At 45.1% G+C, this 17,417-nt stretch carries 8 protein-coding genes and 1 pseudogene; 2 read left to right on the top strand and 7 right to left on the bottom strand.

Annotated elements, in window-relative coordinates:
• Positions 1 to 3 precede the first annotated feature (3 nt).
• The 3 genes from malQ to ACTD55_RS01375 all read right to left on the bottom strand — a co-directional run bounded on the left by malQ (position 4) and on the right by ACTD55_RS01375 (position 4,902).
• Positions 4 to 2,196: a 4-alpha-glucanotransferase gene (gene malQ, locus ACTD55_RS01385; RefSeq protein WP_438862507.1), complete on the bottom strand. Its 2,193-nt coding sequence runs from the start codon at positions 2,194 to 2,196 to the stop codon at positions 4 to 6.
• Between the two features lie 285 nt (positions 2,197 to 2,481).
• Complete coding sequence (locus tag ACTD55_RS01380) at positions 2,482 to 4,140, bottom strand: methyl-accepting chemotaxis protein (RefSeq protein ID WP_438862506.1); 1,659 nt, start codon at positions 4,138 to 4,140, stop codon at positions 2,482 to 2,484.
• 27 nt (positions 4,141 to 4,167) lie between these two features.
• On the bottom strand, positions 4,168 to 4,902 hold the full coding sequence (locus ACTD55_RS01375; RefSeq protein WP_438862505.1) for a DUF5020 family protein: 735 nt from the start codon (positions 4,900 to 4,902) through the stop codon (positions 4,168 to 4,170).
• 319 nt (positions 4,903 to 5,221) lie between these two features.
• Between ACTD55_RS01375 and ACTD55_RS01370 the strand changes: the two genes are divergently transcribed.
• Entirely contained in the window at positions 5,222 to 5,605 is a 384-nt protein-coding gene (locus ACTD55_RS01370; RefSeq protein WP_438862504.1) for a hypothetical protein, read from the top strand.
• 41 nt (positions 5,606 to 5,646) lie between these two features.
• Here the strand turns inward: ACTD55_RS01370 and ACTD55_RS01365 are convergent, their stop codons facing one another.
• Positions 5,647 to 10,449 (bottom strand): pectate lyase family protein, encoded by a 4,803-nt coding sequence (locus tag ACTD55_RS01365; protein ID WP_438862503.1) that lies wholly within the window; start codon positions 10,447 to 10,449, stop codon positions 5,647 to 5,649.
• Positions 10,450 to 10,577: 128 nt separating this feature from the next.
• Positions 10,578 to 12,341, bottom strand: coding sequence for a TonB-dependent receptor domain-containing protein (locus ACTD55_RS01360; protein WP_438862502.1), 1,764 nt, complete (start codon positions 12,339 to 12,341; stop codon positions 10,578 to 10,580).
• 374 nt (positions 12,342 to 12,715) lie between these two features.
• On the opposite strand from ACTD55_RS01360, the gene ACTD55_RS01355 reads away from it, so the two are divergent.
• Complete coding sequence (locus tag ACTD55_RS01355; RefSeq protein ID WP_438862501.1) at positions 12,716 to 13,600, top strand: IS982 family transposase; 885 nt, start codon at positions 12,716 to 12,718, stop codon at positions 13,598 to 13,600.
• 15 nt (positions 13,601 to 13,615) lie between these two features.
• Here ACTD55_RS01355 and ACTD55_RS01350 read toward each other — a convergent pair.
• Positions 13,616 to 14,560 (bottom strand): annotated as a pseudogene (locus tag ACTD55_RS01350) (TonB-dependent receptor plug domain-containing protein); the annotation flags it as partial.
• A gap of 329 nt (positions 14,561 to 14,889) precedes the next feature.
• Entirely contained in the window at positions 14,890 to 17,235 is a 2,346-nt protein-coding gene (locus tag ACTD55_RS01345; protein ID WP_438862500.1) for a GH92 family glycosyl hydrolase, read from the bottom strand.
• Positions 17,236 to 17,417: the final 182 nt, after the last annotated feature.

Below are 17,417 nucleotides of genomic sequence, written 5' to 3'. Positions count from 1 at the left end.
CGCTTATCCATGACGTTTAGAATGATGAGGAGTGGATGACGACGTCACGTTACCATCCAACGATACAGGCGCTCGCGTTCGCAAATTGGGACGCTGCTTGGCAATTTGGCCTAGTACATAATTAATGTTTTTATTTTTGGCGCACTGTTCAATCGTCAGTAAATGACGACGTCGCCAATTAGGGTACTCTTTCCAGGTGCCGGGAATATTAACCGGATATTCATCCCCTATTAAATCACTGAGCGGAATACTAAATAATCTGGCATTGCCACTAGCAACCACCGCAGCCAATGCGGGTACCAACGTCATAAAATCAATATTTTCCATGTCGCTGTCCTGCGCGATTGCCTTTTGCTCGATCAATAACTCAATGACTTGCTGCTTTTCCTGTTGTCGCTCGTGCTGAGCGTCACTTAGCTCCTGACTGGTTAATAAGGCTAATTGATGCCTTAACGTCAGATCAAAACCCCGCCACCATGCCGCTAGTGTAGGCACATCGTGATTGGTCAACATCATCAGGCTTTGGCTTTTATACTGTTCGGGTGACTTAAAACCCTGCTCATGTTTGCAAAAATAAAACAGCTCATTGGAAATAATCCCGGCGTCATAAAGGCGCGAGACGATTTCTGGAGGCACCACGCCCAAATCTTCACCAATGATTAAACAGCGTGAACGATGGCTTTCCAGACATAAAATCGCTAACAGGGTGTCAAAAGGATAATAAACGTAGGCACCGTTACCAAGGGTGTCATCTTTTGGCCACCACCAAAGCCGCATTAGCGACATAATATGATCCATTCTTAAGGCACCACAGTGCCGCATATTGGCTCGAATCAGCTGGATAAAATGCTGATACTGATGTTGCTTTAACTTAACCGGATCAAGTGGGGTCAATTGCCAGTTTTGTCCTTGTGGAGCAAACGGATCCGGTGGTGCACCAATACTGGCTGATAAACAGAATTGTTCGGCATTGGCAGTCACTTCTTCGCCCTCTGACACGGCCCCGACTGCCAAATCTCGAATAATGCCGATGCTCATACCACGCTTTTTCGCATTTTGCTGACATTGGGAAAACTGCTGCTCCGCCACAAATTGCAGAAAAACAAAAAATTCGTCAGGCTGAGCTAATGTGGCCGCACAAAGCGCTGCTTCATTTCTGGCAAAGTCTTGTAAACTGGCCCCCTGCTGTTTAACGAAACGCTTAAACTCCTTTGCTCTGGCAGTATTTTTGGCTAAATGCTGGGCACAAAAAATCTGATACAACTGAATAAAAATTTGATACTTGTGCTGATGAATAGCCGTGTAATCTAACCAATTATCCTTATCCGGATCTTGGCTTGACGGCTCACTCACTAACGTCAGAGGCTTAACCGACAAGGCCTTATATTCAGGAAGTTGCTCTATTTGAATATACAGCGGATTCATTCTGCGTCGATCACAAGGGCTATAAGGGCTGGCATCTTCGGCAGCACTAATATTTAACGCATGTAACGGATTGAGCAAAATAAAGTCGGCTCCTTCGGCTGCAATCCAGTTAATGACATCATTCAGGTCACCAAAGTCACCGATTTTCCATGGCGACTGACTGCGCAGGGCGTAGAGTTGAATATTCACTCCCCAGCAACGTACTGACTCATCCCTATCGATGGCGGGTTGATAGACCTGCCGCGGAACGACCATCCATTGACCATGGCTGGCAACTAAAGACTCATTACTAAAACGGGTCTCCAGCCGATGATAGCCCATCGCTAAAGTAGATAATTGCTGGTCATCAAGCTGTTCTGCCAGCAAGACTTGATAGTGAAAATAACTGTTTTCATCGATACGATAGTCACCGACCTGGCGTAGCTGCTCCATCCGTGGATGCACGTCAATCGTCTGTCCTTGCTCGGTAGTGATACATAGCGCTATGTCCGTATGTATATCCGCTGGCAAATACAAATTCAGACGCAGATCATCAACATAACACCATTGAAAGTCGGGCAAGGGATCTTTCCAGCCAGCAGCATCTAAAACATAATTACGATGCTGGATAAATTCCGGCGTAAATAGCTGTTCAGGCTGCTCAACCTGATCAGCACACATGGTTTGCAGAATACCTCTGCGGTCATCTTCAGGAATAATTACTGTTCGGCCGAAACAATCAATAAACTCCGCGCCCACCCCTTGTAAGTACAGTAATTTGTCTAGAGCCATACAGATCCACTTCGGTTAGAAACCAATCATTTAGTATGAGCAGTAAACATGCCAGTTGAAAGTAATAGTTTTGCTACAGCAATAAGACACTGATATGACAACAGAAACCCGCACCAGCACTCATTTACCAGAAAGTGGTTAACAGTTTGTTAAATAAGGGAAATAACAGAATTGCACATTTATTGTGCAGCAAGGGGAAGATAAAAGTGCAAGCATCATGCTAACTTGAGAAACGAGCGTTGCTTCGAAAAACGCACCATTTAGCAAGTTAGCATGAACGACTGATCAGGTTTTATATTGCCCAACCAGGCTGTCCAGTTCTGCGGCCAATTTATTCAGATCTTCAGAAATGCCACGAGCAGCCTCGGTGCTATTCGCCGTCTCTTCAGCAATACTCACGATAGTATGCAGATTTTCATTGATAGATTCCGACACCGAGGTTTGCTCTTCGGCTGCTGTCGCAATTTGGCTGTTCATGTCATTAATGGTCATCACCGCCTGATGGATTTCTTTCAACGCGGTATCCACTTCTTTGGTATGCATTACCGTTTCTTCGCTACCTTCACGAATCGAACTAATAGCGTCTACCGCTTCGCTAGAACCGTTTTGTAAACGCGCTATCATTTGATTTATTTCACCGGTACTGGCTGCGGTTTTGGCCGCCAATGTGCGAACTTCATCGGCCACTACCGCAAAACCACGTCCTTGTTCACCGGCACGTGCTGCTTCAATGGCCGCGTTTAATGCCAGTAAATTGGTTTGTTCAGCAATACCACTAATGACTTCCAGCACGCCTCCAATATTCTTGGATTCTTCACCCACACGAGAAATAACCTCAACACCGGCATTCACTTTTTGTTCCAGACCAGAAATAACCGAAATCGCTCCATCTAACCGTTTGGCCGCGCTATCCACCTGTTTTTCTACTTCAGCGGTTTCATTTGCCGCATTTCCGGCACTGGTCGCCACTTCCTGCGCCGCCGCCGACATTTCGTTCATGGCAACCGCCACCATATCGCCTTCAACATGCTGGCGTTTAACGCCATCATCGGTCTGGGTCATTAATAAGGTCAGTTCTTCGCTGGAGTTCGCCATAGTGGTAATAGAGTTACGGACATTGTTAACCAAATCCGCTACTTTTTGCGCGAAGGTATTAAATGCCTTCGCCAGGGCCTGAATCTCTTCAGCCGCGTTTTCATCCAGTCTTCGGCTTAAATCGCCCTCACCACTGGCAATATCCTGCATTGCTTCAACGGCACCGTTAATGGGTCGCAATATGCTTGCCGACAACACAACGCCCAATGCTAACGCAACTGCCAACAATACAATGGCGATTATCACCGTTGTGATCACACTTTTATTGGTACTCGATTGCAGTTTTTCGTCCAACTCTGCAAGGTTTTTCTCCAGATCGTCAATATAAAAACCGGTGGCTATTACCCAATCTTTACCGGGAAACATAATGGCTTTTGCCATTTTAGGACTCGGCACTGTGGAGCCGGCTTTGGGCCAGTTATATTCGACATAATCGCCACCTTTGCGAGCAGCGGCAATATACTCCTGTACTAAATAGCGCCCTTCAGGAGAACGGCTATTATAGAAATTTTTACCTTCACGCTCGGTATTATCGGCACTGACAATTTGCACGCCTGACGTGTCATAAACAAAAAAGTAATTTTTACCCCCTTCATAACGGATAGTGCGCAATATGTTCTTCAGTTCATCTTCATTTTGAGCCACCGAACCCGCCGTTATCGCCATATGCAATAACTCGTCTAATTGGGTCCGCTTGGCTTGATACAGAGACTGCTTTTGCTGCGCCAGACTATTTTCTACAATGCTTGATGCATTGTTTATCGCCAAGATGGTCATCACTACCGCCAACAATAGCGTCGGTATAGCGGCTAACAGTAAAATACGGAATTTAATCGACAGATTGTTCATCTACGTGTCCTTTCAATCAGGAATTTATTAGAAGTGCCACTTAACCAGCAAGTTTACGTTGGATTCATTGGTATCGAATTGCGCGCTATTCGCAATGCCATATTTGTTGCGCCAAAAGACATATTCAATGCCAAAATACAGCGGGCTTGATAAACCCAACCATTTACTGGCTGACCATTTTAGTTGCGACGTCCAATTAAACGAGCTGCGCTGATCATCAGTGCTGTTAAACCAATCAATAAAACCATCGTAACGAAAAGGCTGATCTGCGATTTCAAAGGGCAACGCCCAAGCACTGGTGACTTGCCAGTTATCCTCGTTGTTATCATTATTACGACGATAAAAGTTCAACTGCACAAACTGGAATTTAGGAATATTCAGATCGAATCCCACACCATACAAAAAATCAGTCGAGGCGCTAGACATTTCTACCGTACTGGCAATCAGTACATCTTTAATAAAAGCGTTGGAAATACAGCTAATACCGGTTTTACATAAGCTGATCCGGGGAGACCATTCGGCATAGTTGGAACGCTCGCCATTGCTGGAGCGAAGATGATCGAGAAACATAAAACTGTCACCCCAGTTTGTACCAGCAACATGTTCCAGCGTTATCACCTGCCGGTCAGGATCGCCTATTTCATAGTTCTGACCTGACAGATAAGTCACACTAAAATCCTGCCACAATACCTTTGCTAAAAGGGAGTTCGATGCCAACATCAACACCGTATAAAATCCAGTCAAAATTAACTTTTTACACATTAGTCTGCACACCTGTAGGTCATTCTCTGTTTAACAAATTAAGCATACTTTAGTTGCTCACGTATTAAGGGAAACCGGAATCAACTATATCGACAGTTTACTTAGCTAAGTGAGTTTAATACTAGAAATTTTTAATAATTTATCCACTTATCATCTTGATTTATTTGAAATTAAACAAAACAACAATACAATAAAAATGTGGAACTGGAGCCTTGCATGATTAACCGCTTTGCATTTTGCTGACAGCCAAGCATCTGTAGACGCTATAACTTTCACATGGCACACTGGTTGTTAATCGTGCAACCAAGCTGGATTTCGGATGGAAAATAAAAATATTCCCGAAGTGTTTTTGAATATGCTGCCTATTCCCATCGCTGTCACCAAAGAATTGCCGAACGACCTCAATTTCCCGCTGGTATTTCTCAATCAGGCGTTTTCTGTGGTGATCGGATGGGAATTAACCGATATCCCTGATAAAAACACCTGGTGGAAAACTGTCTACCCGGATGAAAATTATGCCAATGTCGTCGAAAGGCAATGGGAGCTGGCAGTCTCGTCCGCCCAGGAAACAGGCGATGGCTTTATTTCAATCGACGTCAATTTACGCACAAAATACAACGGGACTAAACGTTTTAAAGTCTACACTCAGATAGATAGCGTTCTTATGCCGGGATACTATGTGGTTGCCTTTCAGGCGCTATAAAAAAGCCGCCAACGAAGACGGCTTGGACATTAATTAACACACTATTCAGTATATTCAATCCGCAGATTATCAATGACCACCGTACCACCACTTTCAGTACGAATTTGCAGGAATGAGTTAGCCGTCGCCACCAATCCTTCAATGGTTATCGTCCCCGGTGCAAGCGAAGTAATTAACTCTTCATAGAATTTGGATGCGCTACCATGCATAGATTTACCACTGCTACTGGTGTTGTTATCCACATAAACTTGCAAATTATTATCTCCGTCCGGGTCGCTGACCGAAACAATATCCATCACAATTTGATAGGACTTACTCAAATCAAACACCCCGACACTTTGAGTGTCACTATCGGCACTATCAACCTCAGGCTGGCTATTGCCCAAGGTAAAACGTGCACTGGTTAAACTGAGCTCACCATTGCTGATACTAATCCCACTACCACCACCGGTTACTGAATAAAGTGCCGTACTGGTGTCATCCGGTATCGCTTTGTAACTGACAGTAAAAAATTGGTCTGAATCAGAAGCTGAAAAGTCTTCTTCAAAAGGTAGTGTCACATCAGCCGCTACTGCCGGTTCAGATGGTGTCGTGATTTCATCTTCGATGGCAGGAATCGTCAAGCCTGACTGATCCACTTTTCCCACCCCCGACAAGGCAATGACATTCGCTTTTACGCTATCAACGGCTTCAAGAGCGTAACTGTACGGCACCACATAACTGCTGGTAGCGGTTGCCTCTGCTCCAGCAGATACATCGGTGCCTTCAGGAGTTGTCCAGGTCACGCCGCTACCAAACAGGTTACCACTGGTATTCCAATAGCCAATCACATCTGAATAAAACGAAACTATCGGGTTTTGAGTATTTTCAAATACATTATTTTCTATCAATAATTCAGCCCCAATCCGTGAATTAATCGCAGTAGAGTGAATGTTGTTGTAATAGTTATTGTACAAATGCCCATGACCGTAGCGGAACAGCGGCAAACGCGATTCAATATTCTCAAAGCGGTTGTGGTGGAAAGTAATGTTCCGATCTGTGTTGCTACTGGCCGAATCATCTTCGGTATGACCGTGTAACGAGGCTTTCCAGTGATCATGCAAATAGTTGTAAGAAATAGTGATATTCTTGGCACCGGATTTACTGTCGATCAATCCATCATAATAGTCCTTATCCACATCCAGCGTGCTATACAACTCATTGTGATCAATCCAGATATTTTCAGTGGTAGAGCCATCATTATCGCCTTCAATAGAGATCGCATCCTTACCACCGGTTAATACATGATGGATCTTCAGATTTTGGATAATAATGTTATTGGCACGGCGAATGGCAATACCAATACCATCAAATTCGCCACGATCCGCTACGCCAATAATCGACACATTGTCCATATCTTTAATATCGATAGAGCGACCACTGCCGCCACTGTTTGCATCGGTAATAGTGCCATCTACATAGATAGTGACCGGTAAATTAGCTGACTTTGCCTGTTCCAGAGCCGCATTTAATTTGGTTCCCGTATCGACTGTCACCGTCATGCCATTGGCGCCACCGGTCACATCAAAGTTATATCCGGCAAACCCACTCCCAGCATACAATACCGACTGCTCATTACTGCCGGTGCTATCATCTTCAGCATACTCAATCCGCAGATTATCAATAGTGACAATGCCACCGCTTTCAGTACGTAATTGTAAGAACGAGGTTTCAGTGGCAACTAAGCCCTCAACTGTCACCCTTTGTCCCGGGGTTAAATCCAGAATGGGTGATGAATAAAATTTCGAGTCACCACCATGAATAGACTTGGAACTACTGCTGGTATTGTTATCCACATAAATTTGGAAACCGTTATTGCCTTCCGCATCGTCTACCGCGACGACATCAAAGCTAACGGTATAAGGACGACTCAGATCCAATACGCCACTTGTCACGGTATCATCAGCGGAACTTTCAACATCGGGGGTACTGTTACCCACAGTAAAACGGGCACTGTCTAAAGTAATTTGACCATCAGTAATAGTAATCCCACTACCACCACCGGTAACGCTATACATGGGAATAGTTTCATCAGTCGCTAAGGCACTGTATTCCGGTGTAAAAAACGCTTCTACCGTAGTATCAAAGGCCTCCTGCAAGACTAAATTGGTTTCAATGTATTCAATCCGCAGATTATCAATTGTTACCACACCGCCGCTTTCTGTGCGTAATTGCAAAAACGAAGTTTCAGTGGCTAACAAGCCTTCTACCGTAACGGTTTGTCCCGGAGTTAAATCCAGAATTTGCGTCGAATAAAATTTTGAGTCACCACCATGAATAGACTTGGAGCTGCTACTGCTGTTGTTATCCACATAAATCTGGAGGTTGTTATTCCCTTCAGCATCATCAATAGCGACCACATCAAAAATAACCTTGTAGGGCTTACTTAAATCAAAGATGCCGGTTGTCACCGTGTCATCGGCCGAACTTTCAACGTCAGGTGTGGTGTTTCCCCAGGTAAAACGGGCACTGTCCATGGTCAACTTGCCATCGGCAATACTTAAGCCGCTACCACCTCCAGTAATACTGAACATAGGCACAGTATCATTACCCGGGATCGCTTTGTAATCGGGGCTGAATAACAATTCAACGGTGGTTTCAAACATTTCCTCAGCCAGAATATTTTCGTTGATATATTCGATTCGTAGATTATTAATCACCACCGTACCACCACTTTCGGTACGTAACTGAATAAAGGAATTCTTGGTCGCCACCAGTCCCGGCACCGTTAAAGTGGTTCCCGGTGTCAGGGTATTAATTAACTCACTATAAAATTTTGAGTCACCACCATGCATGGATTTGGAACTGCTACTGGTGCTGTTATCCACATAGATCTGGAAATTGTTGTCACCATCAGGGTCATTCACCGACACAATATCCATCACCACATTGTACGGACGGCTTAAATCGAACACCCCGGTGGCGCTGGTGTCTTGATCTGTTGTATCCACTTCGGGAGTAGAATGACCAATAGTAAAACGACCGCTATCAATTTCTAACCCATCTGCCACCACTGTAACCGAGCCACCGGTACGGTTGTACAACGGCACTTCTGATCCTGTTGAATCAATTAACGACTGATAGGCAGTGGAGAAAATATCTTCCGTTACGCCAATATAGTTAGTGGTAGTCGGCAAATTTACTCGTGGAATAGTCGGTACTTCCGGCTCTTCGGGTTCTTCCGGCTCGGTGGGCTCTTCCAAATCAACCGCATCTGCGACCGTTTCAATTTTAAGATTATCGATAACAATAGTGCCGCTGCTGTCGGTACGCAATTGGAAGAAGGAGTTGGTCACACTGGCATCCAGCACACCACGCGCATCGGGCGAGCTTAAATCAGGCCCGGTGACTACATCTTCACCGGGAATATAGGTATAACTAAAGCGCTGGCCTTGTGGCAGGTTTTCATCATTAATTGAAAAGCCGTAGAACTTGGAGGCATCACCATGTACGGAATTCCCCTGACTAGTGGTGTTGTTATCCACATACAGTGACAACGAACCACCGCTATTATGCGAAACCACGTCAAAACTGATGGTAAAACCTTCACTGATGTTATAAATACCGGTGCCATAAGTATCACTGGATGAGGTTTCTTTGTCTGGATTAACTGCTGCATTACCAATACTGAAACGAGCTCCTGACAAGGTTAACTGGCCGGTAGTCGCATCAATAATCGGGCTGCCACCGGTTTTCTTAAACAGGGCACCGCTATTGGGATCGTCGGTCAAACGCTTGTAACCCGATGTGAAAAAGGTATCAGTATCGGTATCAAATTCTTCCAGCAATGCTGGCTCAACCGTATTAGCTTTATCGGTCAGCGCTACCAGTTCGGCTTGTGCCTGCGCTTCAGATAAAACCAGCAAATTTTCTTTGTCATCATCATTAGCATCACAACGGGCAACAGCGGTGGCCAACCCGACAGATGCATCGGTCATACACAAGCTGTACACCTGATTAACCGTATTATAAGAACGAGCGATAATATAAGTTGCATCAGTTTCGCTGGTTAGCAGTAATGCACGTCGACCAAACTGAAACTCATAACTACCGCTGATTTCAACACCGTCGACTGTATGGGTATAACTACCACTGGTCTCGGTGGCGTCGGCCGGAGTAAAATTAAAGCTGTCCATCAAAGCAGTGCTACCACTCAGATAGGGGTTATAGACAGTCCCGTTAAATTGGGAAATATCGAAAGTATTGGAAAACAGCGTACCGAATTCCTGTTCCAGATAGGTCACGAAATGTTCCAGCGCACTATCAAACGGAGCAAGCGTATTACTGCCGGCACCAGCCGCTGCTAACCAGGGCTCCACATCGGCGGCAAATTCAGACGCGGGGCGATTAAAAAAATCTTCGACCGTTTGTCCTTCGGTTAAGGTCATCATAGCCGCACCCGCAGCATTGGCACTGATTTCGATGCCATTATCCGGATTAGCATCCACATCCAGAGCTTGTAACAAGCGCAACGTATTAACCACCGGTTGATTAAAGGGCGTATCTGCCTTAAACATATCCAGCGGAGTTAAAATGCTCGATGCTGGCACCGCCGGAAATTTAAATTCACCAATAGAAAAGGTAATTAGATCACCACGGAAATACTGATATTCGCCATTAGCATCAGTGGTGCCATCAGGAAAAGATTCCGAACTGTAACTCAGTCCCGAAACCGGACTATCTACAAACTGACCTGTTAACGCAGGTGCGGGTAACTCTTTGACATTGGTCGTACTTTCAGCTCCGCAGCCTGCTAGCACTATGGCAGCAACTGCACTGAGCGCAATATTATTTTTATAATTCATAATCACCCTCCCAAGGATGAGAAATTATTGGTAACCGGCTATCTGTCGCCATCATCACCGTTCGGCTCCGGTTACTTGTCAACTTTAAACATAGATATTCATTCACGTGGTCTACCAACTGTTGCCAATCAGTAAAACTTGTAATCCAGTCCAACCTGAAAAGTTCTGCCATATTCTTCGCGTTGATAAAGAATATTGCCGCCGCTCATCTGATTACCTTCGAAGTAACGCAAATCGATTTCGTCCGTCAGGTTGATAGCATCAAAGTAAACAGACAATTGACCATTGACTTTATATTTGGCTTTAAAATCGAGGGTTTTGATGGCGTCCTGATAACGGTCTGACCAGGTTTTGCAGGACTTCACCTCTGATGCGCTGACGCCTTCAGGGCAAGCGCCGACTTCTTCGAGAATATCTGAACGATAATTTCCAATCAGACGAGCAGAAAAGTCTTCATTTTCCCAGCCCACCGTCAGGTTAAAGGTGGTGTCAGCCTGATCCGGCAATGCCACTTTTTCAGCACGAATGGTCGGATCCAGCTCGGCTTCGCTATCCAGCAAGGTCAGGTTACTTTGTACAAACAGGCCATTTTCAAAATACTGGTTATAGCTCAGCTCCATACCCAATACAGTGGCTTTTTTACCGTTAAGGGTGATGTTGACGCTGTTCAATACCAAGTCATGGGGTATAACAAATTCGGTCACCTGATCAATTGGCAAGGAAAGTGGCAAATCATCAATAGACATGGTGATACCACTCACATCGACGATGAAGTTATCGATATCCTTGTAAAATATCGCCGCTTCCATAAATAAATCTTTGCTGGGATACCAGCCAATCGAAGCGTCATAGTTAACTGAGGTCATCGCCAGCAGATTGGGGTTCCCCACATCCAGCGTATTGTTGGAGCCTAAAATATAATCCTGCAATTGACGAACATTGGCGCCGCCTTGGGCATCATCACAGTTGTCACTATCGGGTGGACATAACTCAATATCGTTATCAAATTTGGCAAAGCCGCGCGCCTGTTTAAATGACGGGCGGGTAAAACTGGTCCAGATAGCTCCCCTGACCAGAATATCCGCTGTAGGCTCATAACGCAGATGCACGCTAGGGAAATATTCACTGTATTTAATCGACGCTTCCGGTAACGGCACGGCAATATCCAGACTACCGGCTCCGGCTCCATTAAACTCGAAGTCGTCGTTTTCCAATGACAGGAAGCCGTCAGAAGCAAATTCGGTTTCCACCCAACGCACACCTGCAATCATAGTTAAATCGTCATTGACTGGCATTTCTGCCATCACATAAGCTGCTTTAGTATCTTCGGTCAGGGTATAATCTTCTTTGGTACTATCCACCGACACTTCACCATTGGTGGCGCTTTCAGTAGTTTGCCGACCAATGCGGGACATGTAATCTACCGTTTCCTTTTCGACAAAAGGATATTGAAAACGGCTACCCGAGGGGATAGCGCTAGCATAATCAGCATGCACCGAATTAACCACATCGATACATTCCTGATCACCACTGCAATCATCAGCAGAAGGATCAAAGCTCCAGCGATCCTTGTTACGCACGTGAGTACGTTCTGACATTGCGACACCGACTTTGACATAGCTTAAATGCTCGTAATAGAAGTCATTTTTCAAGTTGATTTGGGCATTCTTGATTTCATCAACGCGAGTACCGTCTTCCAGAAACAAATTGTCAAAATCCCAGTTATTCAAGTCGCTGGCATCGCCACTACCTGAGGTTCCAAAAATACTGTTATCAGGATCATAGGCAAAACCACCTAGTTCAGCGGCGTATTCCGGGGTCACAGCGCGGCCAATAATATTGTCTTTGGTGCCTTGTCCGTAAACAATCAGATCCCGCTCGCGAAACTGCACCCGGTGATCACCGTTGGACACATCTTCAGAACGAGACTGGGCATATTCATAATCCAGCGTCCAGGTATCGGCCAGTTTGTTTTCGCCTCCCAGGCTAAAGGTTTTGGTCTTGTTATCACCACCCTGGATAAAGTACTGATGGAAAATATCGATATCTGTGATGATAAATTCTTTAGTCTGGTCATTTACATAGGCGATTTCACCATCCCCTGTCGAACCTGCGTCCTGAAAATCATAGAATTCGCGTAAGGCAATATCCTCATCATCGTACTGGGTATAATTAACCCGAACTCGGGATAAGAAATTGAACTAAATGCCTGTTCCAAGATCGGATCTTTCGACCAAGAGCGATTCGAATTTAACAAGGAACAGGCATGAAGAAGTTAGTTGAATTATTTTGTGATGTCGATGATTTTTGCAGAGTATTTATCCCCCAATGGCAAAAACAATTACTGGAAGATGGCACTAGAAAACGGCAACGTGAATGCCGCCTGTCTATGAGCGAAATCATGACGATAATCATTGGTTTCCACATGTCACATCATCGCGATTTTAAGAATTATTATTTGGGATATGTTAAGGCTTTTTATCGAAAAGACTTTCCGATGTTACTCAGTTACACTCGTTTTTTGGAAGTGATGCCTCGAACGATTGTTCCCATGTGCGCATACTTCAGCACGCTAAAGGGCAAGCCTACAGGCATTGAATTTATTGACTCGACAAGTCTGAAGGTCTGTCACAACATCCGTATTCCCCGGCATAAAACCTTCGACGGTATAGCTCAAAGAGGCAAAGGAACAATGGGGTGGTTTTATGGGTTTAAGCTTCACTTAATCGTCAATCACCATGGGGAAATTGTGGCGGCAAAAGTCACCACTGGTAACGTACATGACACAAAGCCTGTTGAAGAATTAGCACAAGGATTGCTGGATAAATTGTATGGCGATAAAGGATATTTAAGCCAAGCGTTAGCCGCTAATTTATTCGAAAAAGGTATCGAACTTATCACCACAGTACGTAAAAACATGAAGGCAAAAGCCATGTCATTATGGGACAGAGCAATGCTCTCAAAACGCTTTATCATCGAAACGATTAATGATCAGTTAAAGAATATTTCTTTCATTGAACACTCAAGACATCGCAGCATGAACGGTTTTACACTCAACTTGATGGCTGGGTTAGTGGCTTATTGTCTAAAGGAGAATAAGCCATCCCTTAATATTACTGACGTAGAGAGAAATACTATGGTTGTTGCTTAAACCGATCTGGGGTTAATTACCTTTGATGTAGTAGTAACTGGTATCGTCAGGCTTAAATTCCACATTGATAGCCGCCGCCTTGCGAGTACGATTGGCCACTTCACGGCGCAACTCCAGTTGGGTTGGGCCAAGAATTTCGGGGCCAGCGGCAATGGCATCATCATCGGCAAAACCGATATCGGCCTGATAAAAACGCATTTCGGTGGAACTATGATGACGAGTTTCATCCACCATGGTTTTTCGATCTTCACTGGATAGCGCAAAGCCAATACCCAGACGTTCATCTAGAAAAAACTGGGTGCCGTCGAGACTAAATTTGGGGGAGTGTTTCTCGCGCTTTTGGCTGTAGGAGTCCTGCATTTTGAACTTAAGACCGGACTTGCCACGGTCATAAGCAGAAATGGCCTTGACGTTGACCGTTCCCCCAATGGAGTTCAAATCCTGATCCGGCGTGAGGGTTTTTAATACTTCAATTGAACCTAATAAATCGGATGGAATGGCATCCAGACCGACTTTACGATCATCACCCACACCGGACATTTCCGAGCCATTCATATTCACGGATACAAAGCCCGGTCCAAGCCCGCGCACTGTGACGTATTTTCCCTCACCTTCGGAGCGCTGTAATGTTACACCAGGCAAGCGGCGTAACGACTCGGCTACGTTTTGATCGACAAAGTTACCAATATCATCGGTGGCGATGACTGAACTGAACCCATCTTTTTCACGTTCCAGATCACGCGCTTTCAAATCGGCCTGACGGACGCCAGTGACCAATACTACTTCGACTTCATCTTCTGCTTTTTTATTGTCTATCGGATTCCCGTCTGCATCGACGGCGGGTTTGGCTTTTTCGCTATCATTTTGCACAGGCAGTTTGGCGCTATCAGACTGCTGAGCATATACCGGTAAAGCCATCGCCATCGCAACGACCAAAGCCTTCATTTGAAAACTTTTCATATCGGATTTTCTCCTGGCATTTTTATTTTAATTCATCATATTTAACATTCATCAGCAGCAAAGCTGTCATTCACTTGCCACCGGTAGCAAATAACACCCACACTTCCCTTAGGAAATTTGCCACCGGTGGCAGTTTAGGTGTTAAAAAATACAAATGTCAATAATTTGTTAAACTAATGACCCATTTGTTAAATATATGAATATTTTTTCTTGAATTGCCAAATACAGGAAGTACGAACTCTCCCCTTGAGTCTAACTGGGGATATATATTCCGGAGCATAATACTCCGGAAGAAGATAAAGGAAATTTAATTTAACCAATTGACCACACTATATTCCCACAGTTAATGCCTGAATCTGCGGACGATCGCGCACAGCGGTTGCCCATTTTTTGTTAGGTTCAGCCTGCATGGTCATCACCAGTTTCCCACCGCCCATGATTTCAGCATGAGTCAAATAACTGCGGCGTAATGGCACTCCATTAAGTTCAATGCTGCCGATATACATGTTTTGTTCACTCAGATTTTTAGCCTCCACTTGCCAACTATTACCATTGGGCAAATGCATCACCACACTGGGCAGCTGCGGAGCGCCAATTACATAGGTTAAGCTGGTGGGAGTAACCGGATAAAAGCCCATACTGGAGAATAAATACCACGCCGACATTTGCCCCAAGTCATCATTTCCGGCGAGTCCATCGGGTTTATCTGATGCTAAGGTATCCATTATCTGGCGGATACGCTGTTGGGTTTTCCACGGCTGGCCAGTGTAGTTATATAAATAGGCAATATGATGGCTGGGCTCATTACCATGAGCATACTGGCCAATCAGTCCGGCAATATCTTCATGTTCCTTGAATTTCTCGGCATCCAGTGGCTGAGTAAAAAGTTGATCCAGCTTGGCGCTGACTTTTTCATCCCCGCCCATCAGTTCAATCGTGCCTTTGATGTCGTGCTGGGCAGCAAAACTGTACTGCCAGCTGTTGCCCTCGGTAAACGATCCATAGAGTTTGGCTTCCTGCGGATCAAATGGAGTTTCCCACTTGCCGTGGCTATCCTTGCCACGCACAAAACCGATACTGGAATCAAATACGTTGCGATAATTTTTAGCCCGTTGGTAATACTGTTTGGCAACCGCTATGTCTCCCAGTGATTCGGCAAAACGAGCAATGGCAAAATCATCCACACTCATTTCAATAGTTTTGGACACCGACTCGCCTTGTTTATCCATTGGTACATAGCCAAGCTGCATATAATCATCCAGACCATCGTAAGACCCGTGTTGAGAGGTATTTAACATGGCATCCAGTGCCAGCTTGGTATCGAAATTGTTAATCCCTTTTAAATAAGCATCAACAATCACCGGCACCGAGTGATAACCAATCATGGTCCAGGTTTCATTGCCCTGAAATGACCAGATGGGCAGCATTTGATCGGGGCTTTGCTGATAATGGGCCAACATGGATTGCACCATATCACCGGTACGTTCAGGCTCTAAAAACGTTAGCAGCGGATGTAACGCCCGATAGGTATCCCACAAACTAAAAGTGGTGTAATTAACAAAATTGTCGCTCTGATGTACATCACCATCCACCCCGCGATATTGCCCGTTTACATCCTGATAAATAGACGGCGCCTGATAGGCATGATACAGCGCGGTATAAAACTGGCGCTTCTGGCTGCCGGTACCCTCAATGTCAAACTGGTTGGTCACCTTGCGCCATTTATCCTGGGTTTGTTTAACCACCTTGTCGAAATCCCAATCCGGGGTTTCGGCAGCCAAATTGGCTTTGGCCCCTGCCCGACTAACAGAAGATCCCCCTACTTTAATTTCCAATGGCTGCGTGGCAACCTGATCAAAGCGGAACACCGCTTTTAACGCTTTACTTCCGGCGGTATTGCTATTGCTGTTAATCAAGGTGCCGGTATTGCTGGGACGATAACCGGGACGATTGCGATAATGGTGATCATCCTCATTATAAATTTTTACCTCGGCAATCGGCTGGGAAAATTCTATCGCAAAATACATGGGGCGATACTTGGCCCAGCCATTAGTAGAACGAAATACCGTCAGGCTGCGCTTATCGGGGCTAAGCTGAATATCACTCCACAATACTTTGCGATCAAAGTTATAAATGGAGGTGGTTAAATCCATAATCACATAACCTTTATCCACATCCCGATAGGTATAGCGGTGCATGCCCACTCTGTCGGTGGCAGTGAGTTCAGCTTTGATATTTTCATCCAGCAATTCAACCGAATAATAACCGGCTTTAGCACTTTCCTGTTCATGACTAAAACGGGAACGATAACCTTGTTCCGGATGCTCCACCGGCCCCGGTTCCAGTTGCGGTTCATGGCTCATCGGCATTAACAGTAAATCGCCCAAATCACTGTGGCCAGTACCGGAAAAATGGGTATGACTAAACCCCTGAATGGTGGTGTCGGTATACAGATAACCGGCACACCATTTGTAACTATCGCCACCGGTACGAATTTGCGTATCCGGACTCAATTGCACCATACCAAAAGGCGCCACCGCGCCGGGAAAGGTATGTCCATCAGGGCCAGTACCGATAAAAGGATCAATATAATCTACCGAATCGGCCGCCAGAGTCTGACAGGACAACAAGCCGATAACGCAAGATAATAAAAGACGAGGAAGGTTGGTTAACATAAAAGCGTTCCCACACTATCGCCACAGACGATAGTGTTTATTAAATTATTGATATTATTTGAGTGCGCCGATCTTTGCCGGATGGGAGCAGCCTGTCAAGATGGAAATCATTATCTCGCTGCGAGCAACGAGCTAAAAACAGCATCAAGCTAAGGCACAGAGTATAGGTTTGTCATCCCGCT

It is taken from the genome of Neptunicella sp., from assembly GCF_048268085.1.
Taxonomy (GTDB): domain Bacteria; phylum Pseudomonadota; class Gammaproteobacteria; order Enterobacterales; family Alteromonadaceae; genus Neptunicella.
This window is presented reverse-complemented; position numbering and strand designations above follow the sequence as displayed.

Bases quoted from the DNA above. Each gene is read 5' to 3' on its own strand.
- ACTD55_RS01345 (WP_438862500.1), bottom strand. From the start codon at position 17,235: ATGTTAACCAACCTTCCTCGTCTTTTATTATCTTGCGTTATCGGCTTG.
- ACTD55_RS01370 (WP_438862504.1), top strand. From the start codon at position 5,222: ATGGAAAATAAAAATATTCCCGAAGTGTTTTTGAATATGCTGCCTATT.
- ACTD55_RS01355 (WP_438862501.1), top strand. From the start codon at position 12,716: ATGAAGAAGTTAGTTGAATTATTTTGTGATGTCGATGATTTTTGCAGA.
- ACTD55_RS01375 (WP_438862505.1), bottom strand. From the start codon at position 4,902: ATGTGTAAAAAGTTAATTTTGACTGGATTTTATACGGTGTTGATGTTG.
- ACTD55_RS01365 (WP_438862503.1), bottom strand. From the start codon at position 10,449: ATGAATTATAAAAATAATATTGCGCTCAGTGCAGTTGCTGCCATAGTG.
- malQ (WP_438862507.1), bottom strand. From the start codon at position 2,196: ATGGCTCTAGACAAATTACTGTACTTACAAGGGGTGGGCGCGGAGTTT.
- ACTD55_RS01380 (WP_438862506.1), bottom strand. From the start codon at position 4,140: ATGAACAATCTGTCGATTAAATTCCGTATTTTACTGTTAGCCGCTATA.